General features: G+C 40.5%; 16 protein-coding genes. 12 read left to right on the top strand and 4 right to left on the bottom strand.

The window, feature by feature from the left end:
* Positions 1-62: 62 nt before the first annotated feature.
* The 4 genes from HCN54_RS12615 to dnaG all read left to right on the top strand — a co-directional run bounded on the left by HCN54_RS12615 (position 63) and on the right by dnaG (position 4,647).
* On the top strand, positions 63-632 hold the full coding sequence (locus HCN54_RS12615; protein WP_167598073.1) for an RNA polymerase sigma factor: 570 nt from the start codon (positions 63-65) through the stop codon (positions 630-632).
* Complete coding sequence (locus HCN54_RS12610) at positions 613-1,377, top strand: hypothetical protein (RefSeq protein WP_167598072.1); 765 nt, start codon at positions 613-615, stop codon at positions 1,375-1,377. Before HCN54_RS12615 ends, HCN54_RS12610 begins: the two co-directional genes overlap by 20 nt.
* Before the next feature lie 129 nt (positions 1,378-1,506).
* Complete coding sequence (locus HCN54_RS12605; protein ID WP_167598071.1) at positions 1,507-2,544, top strand: hypothetical protein; 1,038 nt, start codon at positions 1,507-1,509, stop codon at positions 2,542-2,544.
* A gap of 120 nt (positions 2,545-2,664) precedes the next feature.
* Entirely contained in the window at positions 2,665-4,647 is a 1,983-nt protein-coding gene (dnaG, locus tag HCN54_RS12600; protein ID WP_167598070.1) for a DNA primase, read from the top strand.
* Here dnaG and HCN54_RS12595 read toward each other — a convergent pair.
* Positions 4,644-5,282 (bottom strand): response regulator, encoded by a 639-nt coding sequence (locus tag HCN54_RS12595; RefSeq protein WP_084673139.1) that lies wholly within the window; start codon positions 5,280-5,282, stop codon positions 4,644-4,646. The two genes, dnaG and HCN54_RS12595, sit on opposite strands and share 4 nt — an antisense overlap.
* A gap of 97 nt (positions 5,283-5,379) precedes the next feature.
* Positions 5,380-6,174: an NAD(+) synthase gene (gene nadE / locus HCN54_RS12590; RefSeq protein ID WP_072983285.1), complete on the bottom strand. Its 795-nt coding sequence runs from the start codon at positions 6,172-6,174 to the stop codon at positions 5,380-5,382.
* On the opposite strand from nadE, the gene gldB reads away from it, so the two are divergent.
* The 3 genes from gldB to HCN54_RS12575 are packed head-to-tail and all read left to right on the top strand — an operon-like array spanning position 6,148 to position 7,958.
* Positions 6,148-7,239 carry a gliding motility lipoprotein GldB gene (gene gldB, locus HCN54_RS12585; protein ID WP_240924885.1) on the top strand — a complete coding sequence of 364 codons (1,092 nt, stop codon included), beginning with the start codon at positions 6,148-6,150 and terminating at the stop codon, positions 7,237-7,239. The two genes, nadE and gldB, sit on opposite strands and share 27 nt — an antisense overlap.
* 9 nt (positions 7,240-7,248) lie before the next feature.
* A complete protein-coding gene (gldC, locus tag HCN54_RS12580) occupies positions 7,249-7,572 on the top strand; it encodes a gliding motility protein GldC (protein ID WP_072983855.1) in 324 nt (107 codons plus the stop codon).
* A 17-nt stretch (positions 7,573-7,589) separates the two neighbouring features.
* A complete protein-coding gene (locus tag HCN54_RS12575) occupies positions 7,590-7,958 on the top strand; it encodes a GTPase (protein ID WP_167598069.1) in 369 nt (122 codons plus the stop codon).
* Here the strand turns inward: HCN54_RS12575 and yihA are convergent.
* Both yihA and HCN54_RS12565 read right to left on the bottom strand, forming a co-directional pair.
* Positions 7,945-8,553 (bottom strand): ribosome biogenesis GTP-binding protein YihA/YsxC, encoded by a 609-nt coding sequence (gene yihA / locus HCN54_RS12570; protein WP_167598068.1) that lies wholly within the window; start codon positions 8,551-8,553, stop codon positions 7,945-7,947. The two genes, HCN54_RS12575 and yihA, sit on opposite strands and share 14 nt — an antisense overlap.
* Before the next feature lie 12 nt (positions 8,554-8,565).
* Positions 8,566-9,330 carry an alpha/beta fold hydrolase gene (locus HCN54_RS12565; RefSeq protein ID WP_072983859.1) on the bottom strand — a complete coding sequence of 255 codons (765 nt, stop codon included), beginning with the start codon at positions 9,328-9,330 and terminating at the stop codon, positions 8,566-8,568.
* A gap of 257 nt (positions 9,331-9,587) precedes the next feature.
* On the opposite strand from HCN54_RS12565, the gene mraZ reads away from it, so the two are divergent.
* Genes mraZ through HCN54_RS12540 form a run of 5 tightly spaced genes read left to right on the top strand, consistent with a single transcriptional unit; the run spans position 9,588 to position 14,729 of the window.
* On the top strand, positions 9,588-10,061 hold the full coding sequence (gene mraZ, locus HCN54_RS12560) for a division/cell wall cluster transcriptional repressor MraZ (protein WP_072983290.1): 474 nt from the start codon (positions 9,588-9,590) through the stop codon (positions 10,059-10,061).
* Entirely contained in the window at positions 10,048-10,944 is an 897-nt protein-coding gene (gene rsmH, locus HCN54_RS12555; RefSeq protein ID WP_072983292.1) for a 16S rRNA (cytosine(1402)-N(4))-methyltransferase RsmH, read from the top strand. The genes mraZ and rsmH overlap by 14 nt, the downstream gene beginning before the upstream one ends.
* A gap of 5 nt (positions 10,945-10,949) precedes the next feature.
* Entirely contained in the window at positions 10,950-11,267 is a 318-nt protein-coding gene (locus tag HCN54_RS12550; protein ID WP_072983294.1) for an FtsL-like putative cell division protein, read from the top strand.
* Between the two features lie 7 nt (positions 11,268-11,274).
* Positions 11,275-13,269, top strand: a complete 1,995-nt coding sequence (locus HCN54_RS12545; RefSeq protein WP_167598067.1) for a penicillin-binding protein — start codon at positions 11,275-11,277, stop codon at positions 13,267-13,269.
* Complete coding sequence (locus tag HCN54_RS12540) at positions 13,266-14,729, top strand: UDP-N-acetylmuramoyl-L-alanyl-D-glutamate--2,6-diaminopimelate ligase (protein WP_167598066.1); 1,464 nt, start codon at positions 13,266-13,268, stop codon at positions 14,727-14,729. Before HCN54_RS12545 ends, HCN54_RS12540 begins: the two co-directional genes overlap by 4 nt.
* The last annotated feature ends 23 nt before the right edge of the window (positions 14,730-14,752 follow it).

Below are 14,752 nucleotides of genomic sequence, written 5' to 3'. Positions count from 1 at the left end.
CCGGGCAACCATTTTGAACTTTTCTGCGTTTTTATTAATGAAGACAGTTTTAAACAGGATTTGTGAAAGTCATTACATTCTTTAATAGCCAGAAACAACTCATAAAGAAAGCCGCGCAGGGCAATCGCGAAGCGCAACGCAAACTTTATGATACGCACGCACCTAAAATGCTGGGCGTTTGTCGTCGCTACTTAAATGACGTGATGCAAGCCGAAGAAGCGATGTGTAACGGATTTTTAAAGGTATTTAAAAACCTGGATCGCTTTAGAGACGAAGGTAGTTTTGAAGGCTGGGTGCGACGCATTATGGTTAATGAATCGATCTCCTATCTACGAAAAGAACAGAAAATCACCTTTACAGATTATGAGCAGCAGGCTGATGATACAACCTATAATCCTGTGGATAGCGAACTCGATGCAGAAGAAATTCAGTTGTTGATAGATCGCTTGCCAGAAGGTTATCGCGCCGTGTTTGTGATGTATGCGGTAGAAGGCTATAAGCATCAGGAAATCGCAAAAATGCTTGCTATTTCTGAAAGTACTTCAAAATCTCAGCTTTTTAAAGCGCGTAAACTGCTTCAGCAAAAGTTAAACGAACTCAATACCTATCAGTATGGCACCGATAAAGTTTGAAGATAACATTAGAGAGCGGTTGGAGCATCGGGAGATCAAACCATCGGCTGAAGCTTGGCAAAAGCTAGAGGCTTCCCTTGATCAAGAGGCCAAGCCTGCAAAAAGTAACAAAGGCTACGGCTGGGTTTTGATCGCAGCAAGTTTTATTGGAATTCTTATTCTTGCAGGACGCTATGTTTTTCAGGATGAGATGGATAAAAACCCTGTAAATCAAGTGGTGGAAACTCCGGCTGAAATGCAAAAACAGGAAAAAAGCGAACCTATAGAAACTCTTCAGCAAAAGCAACAAGACATTGTAGCACAAGAAGAAGCAAGTGTAGCAGTTCACGAAGAGCAACAGATCGCTGAACCGCCTAAGAAACGTAAGGAGCAACCGGTAATTCAAAAGTATGAAGAAGCAGTAGCGGTGACCGATTCTCAGAAAGCTTCAGCAGATGAAAAGCTTGATCAAACGACTCAAAGTAAAATTGATGCCGAAGTAAATGATTTGATCAGTAAAGTACAGGAGCAGCAAAACAGCGGAGTCGCCTATTCTGATGCAGAAATTGACCAACTTTTACGAGATGCACAGCGAGATATCATTTCGGAAAAAATGTTTGACCGCGAGCGTAATACGATAAGTGCAGAAGCTTTGCTTTATGAGGTTGAAGAAGAACTGGATCCTTCTTTTAGAGACCGCATTTTTGAAGCGCTTAAAGATGGCTTTATAAAAGCTCGGGAAGCCATTGTTTCTCGCAACAATTAGTAAACTACCTCGGGGTAAAATGCACTTTGGGGTGCCAATAAAAATTCATTCATCAATCTAAAGGAAAGGAAGTTGATCTTCCCGTCTCGACGGGGCGGGAAGCTGCAACCTTTACTTAAATCAACAATTATGAGATTCTTACTATTACTTTTAATTACCTTGTCAAGTGTCTTGCCGCAAAAAACTTTTGCGCAGGAAACCGAAAAAGAAGAAACGATCGCCACATTAAACGCGAAAAAAGAAGAAGTGGTGCAAAAAGAAAAAGAAGCGCTTAAAATTGAAGTGCTTGCCATTAACAAACGTTTTGAAAACGGAGAATTAACCGAAGAAGAAGCGACTATTTTAAAGAAAGAAGCTGCAAAAAAGCACGCCAGAAATATTGAAGATAAACTCGCTATTTTAGAAAGTAAAATTGATTTGCTGGAGCGCAACGAGACTGATCTGGATGATGATTCTATTTTTGGAATTTTTATAGGGAAAGATAAAGTGACCTTAGGTTCTGGCGATAAAGAAGAGGTGGTTTATGACCGTCGCACAACCTCAGATATCGTATTGGGGATTGGGTTTAATAATGCGATCATTGACGGGCAATCGCTTAACGATTCACCCTATAAAATAGGAGGTAGCCGTTTCTTTGAACTTGGTCTTGCCTGGAAAACTCGTGTTTTTGACAATACCAATTTTCTGAGACTAAAGTATGGATTCAGTTTTCAGTTCAATGGTTTGAAAATAGACGATAATCAATATTTAGTAGAACAAGGTGATCAGACCGTTTTAGAAACTTTTCCGCTAGATCTGGATAAGTCAAAATTCAGAATGGATCATCTGGTGTTTCCTGTGCATTTTGAGATTGGTCCTTCCACTAAAAAAGTACACGATGATTACTTTAGATATTCTACACACAACCAATTTAAGCTTGGTTTGGGAGGTTATGCAGGATTCAATTTGCTCACGATTCAGAAATTAAAATATGAAGAAAACGGAGAGGATCGCAAGGATAAATTCAAGCAGAATTTTAATACAAATAATTTTATCTATGGCCTAAGCGGTTACATCGCGTTTGGAGATACAGCGCTCTATGTGAAATACGATTTGAATACAATCTTTAAAAATAATCCGGTTGAACAACGCAATTTTTCAGTAGGTCTGCGTTTTGATATGGATTAGATACAAGCAGCCTTAGTTAAGTAAATAGAATACCTGCGCGATTAAACCCGTACAGGTATTTTTTATTAGTAAATTTGCGACCACCTTTTTTTAATTTTAACCGAAGAAATTTTCATTTTTTTGATTTCAAAAACCACCATAGATGCCGTATTTGAGACCGCTCGCGTTGAGGAGGTAATCGGTGATTTTGTTCAGCTGAAAAAATCAGGATCAAATTTTAAAGGCTTGAGTCCGTTCTCAGATGAGCGCACTCCGAGTTTTATGGTTTCTCCGGTAAAACAAATCTGGAAGGATTTCTCAAGTGGAAAAGGAGGTAATGCCGTTGCTTTTTTGATGGAGCACGAGCATTTTACGTATCCCGAAGCGATCAAGTATCTCGCAAAAAAGTACAATATTGAGGTTGAAGAAACCGAGCAAACCGATGAGCAAAAGGAGCAGGCTAATGAGCGAGAGAGTATGTATGTGGTTTCAGAGTTTGCACGTGATTATTTTCACAAAACCTTACTGAATTCTGAACAAGGCAAGGCGATAGGTTTGTCGTATTTTAAAGAACGCGGATTTACCGAAGAAACGATCGAGAAGTTTCAATTGGGGTATTCTCCTGATGTTTGGGACGCGTTTACCTCAGAAGCTATTCGCAAAGGCTACAAGCTGGAGTTTTTAGAAAAAACCGGGCTGACCATCGTCAAAGAAGAGAAGCAGTTTGACCGTTTTAAAGGTCGGGTGATGTTTCCTATTCATTCATTGAGCGGTCGTGTTTTAGGTTTTGGAGGCCGAATTCTTACTAATGAGAAAAAGGCGGCAAAGTATCTAAATAGTCCGGAGAGCGAGATCTACCACAAATCAAAAGTGCTTTATGGTATTTATTACGCCAAGCAGGCAATCGCTAAAGAAGATAATTGCTACTTGGTTGAAGGGTATACCGATGTGATTCAGCTGCATCAATTGGGGATTGAAAATGTGGTTTCTTCTTCAGGTACTGCTTTGACTCCAGAGCAAATACGCTTGATCAATAGATTGACACCTAATATCACAGTACTTTTTGATGGAGATGCTGCGGGGCAGCGGGCTTCTTTACGCGGAATCGATTTGATTTTGGAGCAAGGAATGAACGTAAAGGTGTGCAGCTTTCCGGAAGGTGAAGACCCCGATAGTTTTTCAAAATCTCATACGCTTACTGAGGTTGAAGATTTTTTAAAGGAAAACGCTAAAGATTTTATTCAGTATAAAGCTTCGTTGCTTGTAAAAGAAGCTCAGGGGGATCCCATCAAAAAAGCGGGTCTCGTACGCGATATGGTAGAAAGTATCGCTAAAATCCCTGATGTGATCAAGCGCGAAATTTATGTGCAAGAGTGCGCACGTATTATGGATATTAAAGAAGATGTGCTTTTTAATACGCTTGCACAAATTAGAAATAAAGGTAAAAAAGAGGCTGTTCAAACCACCGAAAAACGTCCTGCCGAAGGTGAGATGATTCCGCTTAAAAATGAAGAAAAGGTAAAGTTTGAGCGGCAATACGAATTGGAGCAAAACATCATAAAGCTGCTCATTACATTTGCTAATGAGCCGGTGCAGTTTGTAGATCTTGTATATGATGAGGATAAAGACGGAAAACTCATAGAGCGAGAAGAAAAGCGAGAATTGATCATCTACGAAAAGATCTATTTAGACTTGCAAGAAGACGAGGTAGAGTTTGCTAATGATGATTTTAAGGCGATTTATCCATTACTTATAGAGCATTTAACCAGAGAAGAAGGCGATATCAAGTTAGATCAATTGGGCGAAGTGTTGCCGGCTTCTCAAATGGAAAAAATATCATCTATAGCTTTTGAACCTGAAAAGCATACGCTGCACGCGTGGGACCGTCACGAGATCTATGTAAAAACCTTAAAGGAAAATTCAGGATTAGAAACGGTGCAAACCCTACTCAATCTACGTCACTTCCTTATTCAGCGTAAAATGGCAGAATTTGGAGAGCAGCTTAAAACAGGGGAACTACCAGAAAATGCTCAAGAATTCCTTGAGGACTACAAAGATTATAAAACGCTAGAAGTACTAATTGCCAAAAAGCGAAATCTGGTGATTATGCCTTTTATGCGTTAGAGGTCTGAAGTTTGCAAGAGTCGAGCCTGCTGAATGAGTTCTGCTAAGCTTCCGGCGTCTAACTTTTTAAGCAAACGCGTTTTATACGTACTTACCGTTTTTTCGTTAATATCCAGAGATTCAGCGATGTCTTTGTTACGCTTTCCGGAAGAAAGCATATTTAAAACTTCGGTCTCACGCGTAGAAAGCTTTTTGTAGCGATATGCCAGCGTACTGTTGTGAGAAGGATCAGTATTAGAAAGCATTTCCACTAAATTATTGTTGAGGTAAATACCACCACGCGCTACTTGAATTACCGCTTTTAAAACAGTTGCAGTATCAGCAGTTTTGCCAATGTAACCCATTGCGCCGGCTTTAATGGCGCTGAGCGCGTACATACCTTCGGGGTGTGTGCTGTACACCATAATTTTAATTCCGGGGAAAAGCTTACGCAGTTCTTTGATCGCTGTAAGGCCTTGAAGGTTGGGCATGTCAATTTCCATGATTACCAGATCAGGCACCTCTTCTTCTAGTGATGCGATTAGGTCTTTTCCGTCTGAAACCACATCGATGATCTCGTGAATGGTATTCTTAAGAATATGGGTTAATCCATCAACGATTATAGGGTGATGATCTGCAATTGTGATAGTAATCATAGTGAGTTTTATACGCTTTGAGACGAAAATAAAACCAATAATTGTAACTGCAAATGCTTTTCGCTGTAAGAATTAATTTACAGGATGAACTTCAAAATTATTTCAAATCTTCAGGGATCGTACAAACTGGAATAGGCTCCATCTTATGTTTATTGGCGTTATTAAAGCCTTTATAAATAGAAAACACCTGCTTTTGTCTACCTTCAAAATCTTCGCTTGATTTACCTTGCTCATCTTGAAGCATCGCCCACTCGAGTTCGTCATAAGTAGCGCCAATTTGATCTTCATCGCTACGGTCGTCTCCCCACAAACCATCGGTAGGTTTAGCGACTTGAATGCTTTCAGGAACTCCAAGTTCTTTGGCTAACGCATAAACTTCACTTTTCATCAAGTCTGCAATCGGACTCAAATCAACACCGCCATCACCGTATTTTGTATAAAAACCAACGCCAAAATCTTCAACCTTATTACCTGTTCCGGCAACCAGATAGCCGTGTAATCCCGCAAAATAATACAAGGTACTCATGCGTAAACGAGCACGCGTGTTAGCCAAACTTAACTCAAGACCGGGGTTTGTATCTGTTTCGGCAGCCGGTAAAGCAGTTTTAAAAGTTTCAAAAGTTTCGGTGAGATCTACACGTACATCAGATACATTCGCAAAACGTTTTTTAAGTTGTGCAATATGTTCCTGCGCTCGCGTAACATGACTTGGAGGTTGGTGAATGGGCATTTCTACACAAAGCACACGTAATCCTGTTTTAGCGCAAAGACTTGAGGTAGTAGCGCTATCAATTCCGCCACTAATACCTACAACAAAACCTTGAATATTTGCGTTGGTTGCATAGGTTTTTAGCCAGTTAACAATATGATCTATTACTTTTTCGGTTTGCATAAGAAACAGGATTTATGGTTTGTAAATGCTACCTTTGCGCAGCAATTTATGATGGTGAATTTACTAAAAATTGAAATGTTTCAGCAGGTGCGCATCGCGTTAAGCATGGGTTTTAGGTTTTTTTTAGGGCTTACCGTGTTTTTGATGGTGGGTTGTAAGAATGATGTAAAAATCCCAGAAGAAATTTCACAGATTCCTATCGCTTTAGAAGTAGATCGATTTGATCAGAAGTTTGCCAAAGTTGATGCTTCAGAACTCCCAGAATTGATCGCTGCATATCCTTATCTTTTTCCTGAGCAGTATGATGAGCAGTTTTGGCACGATAAGATACAGGACACCATTCAGCTTGAATTGAATAGCGAAGTAGCTCAATCTTTTCCTGATTTTAATGAGGAAACTCAGGAGCTTGACAATTTATTTAAGCATATAAAATATTATTATCCAAAAACGCCATTGCCTAAAGTAGTTACCATTACGTCTGATGTCGCATACCGAACTCCTGTGATTTTAACGGATAGTCTTTTGATCATAGGGTTAGATAATTACTTAGGTAAAGACCATCATTTTTATAAGGGTATTCAGCGTTTTTACACGCAGAATTTCCGCAAGGAGCAGATAGATGTTGATGTTGCTGATGCTTTTGTAAGAGCCTTAGTGCGCAAGCAGGGAAGCCGTCGTTTTTTAGATGAAATGATTTATCACGGCAAACGACTTTATATGATGGAGCAGCTTTTAACCTTAGAAGCCAAGAATGAGATCATAGGCTATACGCCTGAGCAGCTGGATTGGGCAGAAGCTAATGAAGTAGATATCTGGACGTATTTTGTTGAAAATGAATTGTTATTTGATACAGATAGTAAGCTATTAAGCCGTTTTATCAACCCTGCGCCATTTTCAAAATTCTATTTAGAATTTGATAACGAAAGTCCGCCAAGGTTGGGTCGCTATATCGGTTGGCAAATGGTGAAAGCGTATATGCAGCGGAATACCATACCTTTGCAAATGTTGCCCGGTAAAAGCAGTGACGAGATTTTTAAACAAGCAAATTATAAACCCCGCAAATAATAACAGTTGATGAAAACTGAAATCAAACTAAGTGTAGAATTAGATGAGAACAGAGTGCCGGAGAAAATCTCTTGGAATGCACCCGATGGCGGTGTATCGCACGAGCCGGCAAAGGCTTTGATGCTTTCGCTTTGGGATCACAAAAAACAGGAAGCTGCGCGTATAGATTTATGGACCAAAGATATGCCGGTTGATGAGATGAAGGTGTTTTTTCATCAGACTTTAGTGAGTATGGCTAATACCTTTAAGCGCGCTACAGACGATGATAAAATGTCTGCTACGATGATGGATTTCTGTGATTATTTTGCCGAAAAACTAGAATTGAAAAAGTAATTTTATAGTTCCGGAAGGTGGTCACACTTCTTTTTGTTTACAACGCACGTTCCGGAACCTTAAATGCACTTTTAGATGGTGTTCATAAGATTGTGAGTCCGTCTACGTATTCATGTAAGTTGTGTACGCTCACGCATGGCGCATTTCAAGAGCGTGAAATGTGGAAGGCATTTAGGCAATCTACAGCTTTAAACATGGAGTTTTGCCATCGTGATGAGTTTCTTCAAAACTATACGGCTGAAAGGAATGACCAATGGGAGTTTCCGGTAATTCTGATTAAAACCGAAACATGTCTAAATGTTTTTCTGTCTAAAGAAGAATTAGAAATATTAAATACCGAAGCAGCGCTTATTCAAGCGATAAAAGCAAAGCTTAAGACTCTTTAAGCTGCTCATTTATCGCATCGATATAGTCAAGAATCTCATCTTTTCCCGTACTGTTTGTAGCGCTGCTAATAAAATAATTAGGCATTTCGGCCCAAGCGCCAGCGAGTAATTCCTGTTTATAATGTTCAATATTGCGTTCTAAAGCTTTTGGCTTCAGTTTATCTGCTTTGGTGAAGATTATAGAAAACGGAATCTGTTTTTCGCCGAGATATTGCATAAACTCTCGGTCAATAGGCTGTGGTTCATGGCGACAATCTATAAGTACAAACGCTGAAACCAATTGCTCACGCTCCTCAAAATATTGCGTGATGAATTTTTGAAATTCCTTCTTTACTTTTTTTGAAACACGAGCATAACCGTAACCCGGTAAATCGACGAGATACCAAGTTTGATTGATCACAAAATGATTGATCAATTGTGTCTTTCCGGGTCTTCCGGAAGTTTTAGCCAGATTTTTACGGTCGGTAAGCATATTGATCAAGCTCGACTTCCCAACATTTGACCGTCCTATAAATGCATATTCAGGCATCTTATTTTTAGGGCACTTGGCCACATTAGAATTACTTACAAGAAATTCAGCAGATTTTATATGCATAAGAAGAGTGTATTAGAAATTGCGCTCTTTTAACCACCTTGAAAGAATCTCATTAAATTCTTTTGGGTGTTCCATCATTGCAGCGTGACCGCATTTATCAATCCAGTATAGATCAGAATCTGGTAATAGCTTATCAAAATCTTCGGCAACCTCAGGAGGTGTGACATTGTCGTTACGGCCCCAGATGATACACGTAGATGTATTCATATGCGGGAGATCCTGAGCCATATTATGGCGTATAGCGCTTTTAGCGATCGCAAGTGTTTTTATGAGTTTGTTTCGGTCGTTTACCGTCTCATAAACTTCATCTACAATTTCTTTGGTTGCTACTGCAGGATCATAAAACACATCTTCCGCCTTTTTCTTGATGTATTCATAATCTCCGCGTTTCGGGTAGCTCTCACCCATTGCGCTCTCGTAAAGCCCCGAGCTTCCGGTGATCACCAAGGCTTTCATCACTTCCGGATAGAGCTTAGTGTGGTATAATGCGATATGACCGCCGAGTGAATTCCCTAAAAGAATAACTTCTTTAAAGCCTTTCATCGCGATAAAGTCGTTGAGGTATTTCGCAAATGTTTTAACACCTGTTTTGATAAGAGGCATAGAATATAAAGGTAATTCTGGAATTACGACTTTATAGCCGTTTTGCGAAAAGTGATCGGTTACCGCATCAAAATTGCTCAGGCCACCCATCAGTCCGTGAAGAATTACGATAGGGGTTCCTTCGCCTACTTCTAAGTAAGTAAATTTTCCCTCGGTTTTTAATTGGTGCTTCATAATTAATAGGTCGGCAAGCGGCTTTGCCACAAATATAGACATTTAGCCCAAATTGAAAATCTAAAAATACACTTGTCTTTAATGCTTGCGCCGCCTTGCGATAACAAGAGGTTTTAAGCCAGCCTACTAACCTAATGTTAAGATTTTCAGAATAATTAACAAGTGGGATAATTTATCAACAAAGTGGTAGAATGTGGGAGAATGTGGTATAAAATTCTATATATTTGAAAATATTATACCTAAAACCTACTGTATTCTTGCTCAGTCTTATAGGAACATATGAGTGCAAAGTTGACGCTAAAGGAAGGCTCATGATGCCGTCTGCGTTGAAAAAACAGCTTGCAAAAGAGTTGCAGGAAGGCTTTGTGGTGAAGCGTTCTGTGTTTAATTCGTGTTTAGAGTTGTGGCCAATGTCTGAATGGGAGGTGATGATGAAAAAGCTCAACGGACTCAATCGCTTTGTGAAGAAAAACGTGGATTTCATCAGGAGGTTTACGGCAGGTGTAAAGTTAGTTGAAGCTGATGCTTCCGGGAGGTTGTTGATTCCTAAAGATCTGATTGCGTTTGCGTCGATTACAAAGGATATCGTATTGACTTCCGGAGGAAATATCATTGAGATCTGGGATGCTGTAGGTTATGAAGAGGCAGTGAGTAATGATGATGGAGATTTTGCTGCCTTGGCAGAAGAAGTAATGGGAGATCAAAATGACATACCTGATGGATTATCATAACCCGGTCTTATTAAAAGAAACTGTTGATGGTTTGGCGATCAAACCTGACGGAGTTTATGTAGATGTGACTTTTGGTGGAGGTGGTCATTCTCGAGAGATCCTAAAACGTCTAGGTGCTGACGGTAAATTGTTTGCTTTTGATCAGGATAAAGACGCGTTGGAGAATGCTATTGATGATCCTAGGTTTACGCTCATTAATGAGAATTTTCGCTTTGCGAAGCGTTTTTTGAGGTTTTATGGAGCGGCGCAAGTAGACGGTATTTTGGGTGATTTTGGAGTGTCGTCTCATCAATTTGATGTTGCTGAGCGCGGATTCTCGACTCGTTTTGATGCAAAACTTGATATGCGCATGAATCAAGGTGATAAGCTTTCGGCGTATCACGTGGTTAATGAATATGCAGAAGAGGATTTGTCACGAGTGTTGTTGCAGTACGGTGAATTGAGAAGTGCGCCTAAGCTGGCGAGAACTTTAGTTTCTGTGCGCAAAGATCAGCCTATAGAGACTACTGAAGATCTAAAGCAAGCGCTTCAATCGTATTTACCTAAAGGGCGCGAGCATAAATTGTTGGCGCAGATTTATCAGGCGATCCGTATTGAAGTGAATCAGGAGTTAGAGGTGTTGAAAGAATTTCTTCAGCAAACCGAAGAGATGTTGAAACCCGGCGGGCGCTTGAGTTTGATCTCGTATCACTCATTAGAAGATAGGTTGGTAAAGCGCTATATGCGCAATGGTCTTTTTGAAGGAGAGCCGGAGAAAGACATTTTTGGAAATTTCAGCGTGCCTTTTAAAAAGGTTGGCGGCTTGATTGTTCCATCTAAAGAAGAAATAAAACAAAACAACAGAGCGCGTAGTGCAAAGCTGCGTGTTGCTGAAAAATTATAAGGGATTTGAAAGAAGGTATTTATCACATACTTAAAGGTAAGTTCCTGTTTAGTGACGATGCGGTTAAGAACTGGCGTATGATCATTTTTTTGTCGGTTTTGGCAATTGTGATGATTGGGAGTTCGCATCGTGCAGATAAAAAAGTGCATCTGATCTCTCAGTTAAATGCTGAAGTAAAAGAGTTGCATAGTGAATTTGTAGATACGCGGCTTGAAGCCCGGAGGTTAAAAATGGAAACCGTGGTAACGCGGCAAGTGGCAGAGCAAGGTTTAGCGCCTTCCTTGACGCCGCCCAAAAAAATTAAAGTAACAAAAACACCTTAAGTTCAAAATGGCTACCAGCGAAAAGAACATATTGAACCGGATGTATTTAGTGGCAGGAGGTATGTTTCTCTTCGCCCTTTTTGTTGCGTTTAAACTTTGCGACATTCAGTTGGCTGAAGGTGATAAATACAAAGAGCTTGCAGAAGCCCGTACCGAGCGTATGTTTACGATTCCGGCGAATCGCGGGAATTTGTATGCCGGTGACGGTAGCTTGTTAGCTACTTCGGTACCTAAATATGATATTCGTTTTGATGCTTTGGCTCCAAAGCAGACTGATTTTGAAGAAAACATTCAGGGACTTTCTAAAGGACTTGCTGAGCAATTGGGGAAACCTCAGTCTTATTATATAGACCTTTTGCGCAAAGCTCGAGTGAATAAAAACCGCTACTTGCTACTGGCGCGTAATCTGGGGTATTCAAAATATCTCGCGATTAAAAAATTGCCGCTATTTAATAAAGGTCCTTATAAAGGAGGAATTATCACCGAACAACGTACCGTACGTGAGCATCCACTAGATAAAATTGCCGAGCGTACCATAGGTTACGATCGTCTTACGGAATATGGCCGTTATAGCGAGGCAGGTTTAGAAGGAGCTTTTGGGCCTTATTTAAGAGGTAAAGAAGGGAGGCGTCTAAAACAGCGCATTGCAAAAGGACAGTGGAAACCTATAGGCGATGATAATATTGTAGAGCCGCAGGATGGCTATGATGTGATTTCAACGATTGATGTGAATATTCAAGATATAGCACATCACGCGTTGTTGGCTTCGTTAGAAAAGTTTGAAGCAGACCACGGCTGTGTAGTGGTGATGGAAACGAAAACTGGAGAGATAAAAGCGATCTCAAATTTGGGTCGTACCGAAGATGGTGATGGGTATTATGAAGATCGAAATTACGCCGTTTACGAGTCGGCTGAACCTGGTTCTACTTTTAAGCTGATGGCCATGGTTGCTGCACTTGAAGACCGGGTGATCGATACGAGTGATGTAGTGGATACCGAAAATGGCCGCGTACGTTTTTACAACAGAACGGTATATGATTCGCATTGGGGTGGGTATGGGAAAATCTCTGCTGCGCGTGCATTCGAACTTTCTTCAAACACGGCTTTTGCTAAAATCATCAATGAAGGTTACAAAGATGATCCTAAGCGTTTCTTGAAGCGTCTTTATAATATGGGGCTTAATGACAAGTTGGGGCTTGAGATAAAAGGAGAGGGAAGTCCTAAGTTTCCGTACCCCGGTGATGCTAACTGGTACGGGACGACTTTACCTTGGATGGCTTTTGGTTATGGAGTTTCGCTTACGCCGTTACAGACGTTGACATTTTATAATGCCATAGCAAATGATGGAGAGATGGTTAAGCCACGCTTCATTAAAGAGGTTAAAAAATGGGATGCTTCCATAGAAAAATTTGAAAAAGAAGTGATCAATCCGGCGATCTGCTCCCAGTCTACCATTGATAAAGCTCAAGAAATGATGAAGAATGTGGTAGAGCGCGGCACCGGAAAGGATATTTATTCTAAAAATTTCTCAATGGCCGGTAAAACAGGAACTTGTCAAACAGAATACTGGAAAGAAGAGGGGAAATATATCGCCTCTTTTGCTGGTTATTTTCCGGCTGAGAATCCTGAATATTCGTGCATAGTGGTTATTCATAAACCGAATAAAAAAATAGGCTATTACGGTGGTGTTGTCGCTGCGCCGGTGTTTAGAAAGATCGCTCAGAAAGTTTATAGCGATACGCCGCTAGTAGATGAAGTAAAACTAGCTGATGCAAATACTTCTTCCGTAGAAAAAGATTTTGAGAACTATTATCAGCAAGCCCAGAAGGCAGCTGAGACAATTCCTAATGTAAGGGGGATGAGTGGGATGGACGCTGTTTCCTTGCTGGAGAATTTAGGCTTACAGGTAGAGTTTTCAGGAAGTGGAAAAGTGAAAAGCCAGTCACTTAAAGCCGGACAAAAATTAAGTAAAAATCAAAAAATCATTTTACAACTGTCGTGATTCTTTTAAAAGACATATTGTATAAAGTGACGCTGGAGTCGGTTACCGGTAATCCTAATGTACCTGTGAACGCGATACATTTTGATTCGCGTAAAGTGGGGCTAAATGATGTTTTTGTGGCGATCAGCGGGACGCAAAGTGATGGTCATGATTTTATAAAAAAGGCTGAAGAACAAGGTGCGATAGCGATCATCTGCGAGCGCATGCCTGAAGAATTTGTCAACGGCATTACGTATGTGCAAACTTCAGATACGGCACAGGCTTTGGCGGTGATGGCGTCTAATTATTATGAGAATCCTTCTGAAAATTTAAAGTTGGTGGGCATCACCGGTACCAACGGTAAAACCACCATTGCGACTTTATTGCATCAGTTGTTTACTAAAGCTGGTTTCAAGGCCGGATTGCTTTCAACTGTGAAAGTTCTGGTAGGAGATGAGGAGTTTCCGGCAACGCATACAACTCCAGATTCGCTTACCATCAATAAATACTTGGCGATGATGAATGATGCCGGGGTAGAATATTGCTTTATGGAAGTGAGTTCGCACGGAATTCATCAAAAACGCACCGAAGGATTGCACTTTGAAGGTGGAATCTTTACCAATCTTAGTCACGATCACTTGGATTATCACAAGACGTTTGCAGAGTATCGGGATGTGAAGAAATCGTTCTTTGATCATCTGCCTAAAACGGCATTCGCCTTATCGAATATAGACGATAAGAACGGGCAGGTGATGTTGCAAAATACGCAGGCTAAAAAAGTGACTTATGCGCTAAAATCTTTTGCAGATTATCGCGCGCAGATTTTAGAAAATCAATTCACCGGACTGTTATTAAAAGTGAATGATCAGGAAGTTTGGGTGAAGTTGATAGGCTCGTTTAATGCTTACAACGTATTGGCGATTTATGCTGCTGCAGAATTGCTAGGCTTAAGTCAGCTTGAAGCGCTTCAATATTTATCAGAATTGACCAGTGTGAGCGGCCGATTTCAGTATATGATTTCAGCTAAAAAGATCACGGCAATTGTTGATTATGCGCACACACCAGACGCACTCAAAAATGTCTTGGAAACCATCAATGACATCCGTACAAAAAATGAAGAGTTGATCACGGTGGTGGGCTGTGGTGGTGATCGCGATCGAACCAAAAGACCAAAAATGGGCAAAATCGCTGCGGCACTAAGCACTAAGGTGGTTTTTACGAGCGATAACCCGCGTAGTGAAGATCCTGATGCGATTATTGAGGAGATTGAAAAAGGCGTGGAGCCTGTAGATTATAAGAAGACTGTTGCGATCACTTCGCGTAAGCAAGCGATCAAAGCAGCCTGCCAGATGGCAGAAGAAAATGACATCATTTTAATCGCCGGAAAAGGACACGAGACCTACCAAGAGGTAAAGGGAGAGCGTACCGATTTTGATGATTTTAAAATTGTAAAAGAACTATTAACCGAGCTGAATAAATAAGCAAAAGCCAAAGGCGAAAAAGA

This window comes from Leeuwenhoekiella sp. ZYFB001 (assembly GCF_011784865.1).
Lineage (GTDB): Bacteria > Bacteroidota > Bacteroidia > Flavobacteriales > Flavobacteriaceae > Leeuwenhoekiella > Leeuwenhoekiella palythoae.
Note: the sequence above shows the minus strand (reverse complement) of the source record. Positions and strands in the feature narration are given on the sequence as shown.

What these genes read in the sequence shown, in the direction of transcription:
- HCN54_RS12610 (WP_167598072.1), top strand. Translation starts at nt 613, where the DNA reads ATGGCACCGATAAAGTTTGAAGATAACATTAGAGAGCGGTTGGAGCAT.
- HCN54_RS12605 (WP_167598071.1), top strand. Translation starts at nt 1,507, where the DNA reads ATGAGATTCTTACTATTACTTTTAATTACCTTGTCAAGTGTCTTGCCG.
- HCN54_RS12595 (WP_084673139.1), bottom strand. Translation starts at nt 5,282, where the DNA reads ATGATTACTATCACAATTGCAGATCATCACCCTATAATCGTTGATGGA.
- gldB (WP_240924885.1), top strand. Translation starts at nt 6,148, where the DNA reads ATGATCTATTACTTTTTCGGTTTGCATAAGAAACAGGATTTATGGTTT.
- nadE (WP_072983285.1), bottom strand. Translation starts at nt 6,174, where the DNA reads ATGCAAACCGAAAAAGTAATAGATCATATTGTTAACTGGCTAAAAACC.
- gldC (WP_072983855.1), top strand. Translation starts at nt 7,249, where the DNA reads ATGAAAACTGAAATCAAACTAAGTGTAGAATTAGATGAGAACAGAGTG.
- yihA (WP_167598068.1), bottom strand. Translation starts at nt 8,553, where the DNA reads ATGCATATAAAATCTGCTGAATTTCTTGTAAGTAATTCTAATGTGGCC.
- HCN54_RS12565 (WP_072983859.1), bottom strand. Translation starts at nt 9,330, where the DNA reads ATGAAGCACCAATTAAAAACCGAGGGAAAATTTACTTACTTAGAAGTA.
- rsmH (WP_072983292.1), top strand. Translation starts at nt 10,048, where the DNA reads ATGGATTATCATAACCCGGTCTTATTAAAAGAAACTGTTGATGGTTTG.
- HCN54_RS12545 (WP_167598067.1), top strand. Translation starts at nt 11,275, where the DNA reads ATGGCTACCAGCGAAAAGAACATATTGAACCGGATGTATTTAGTGGCA.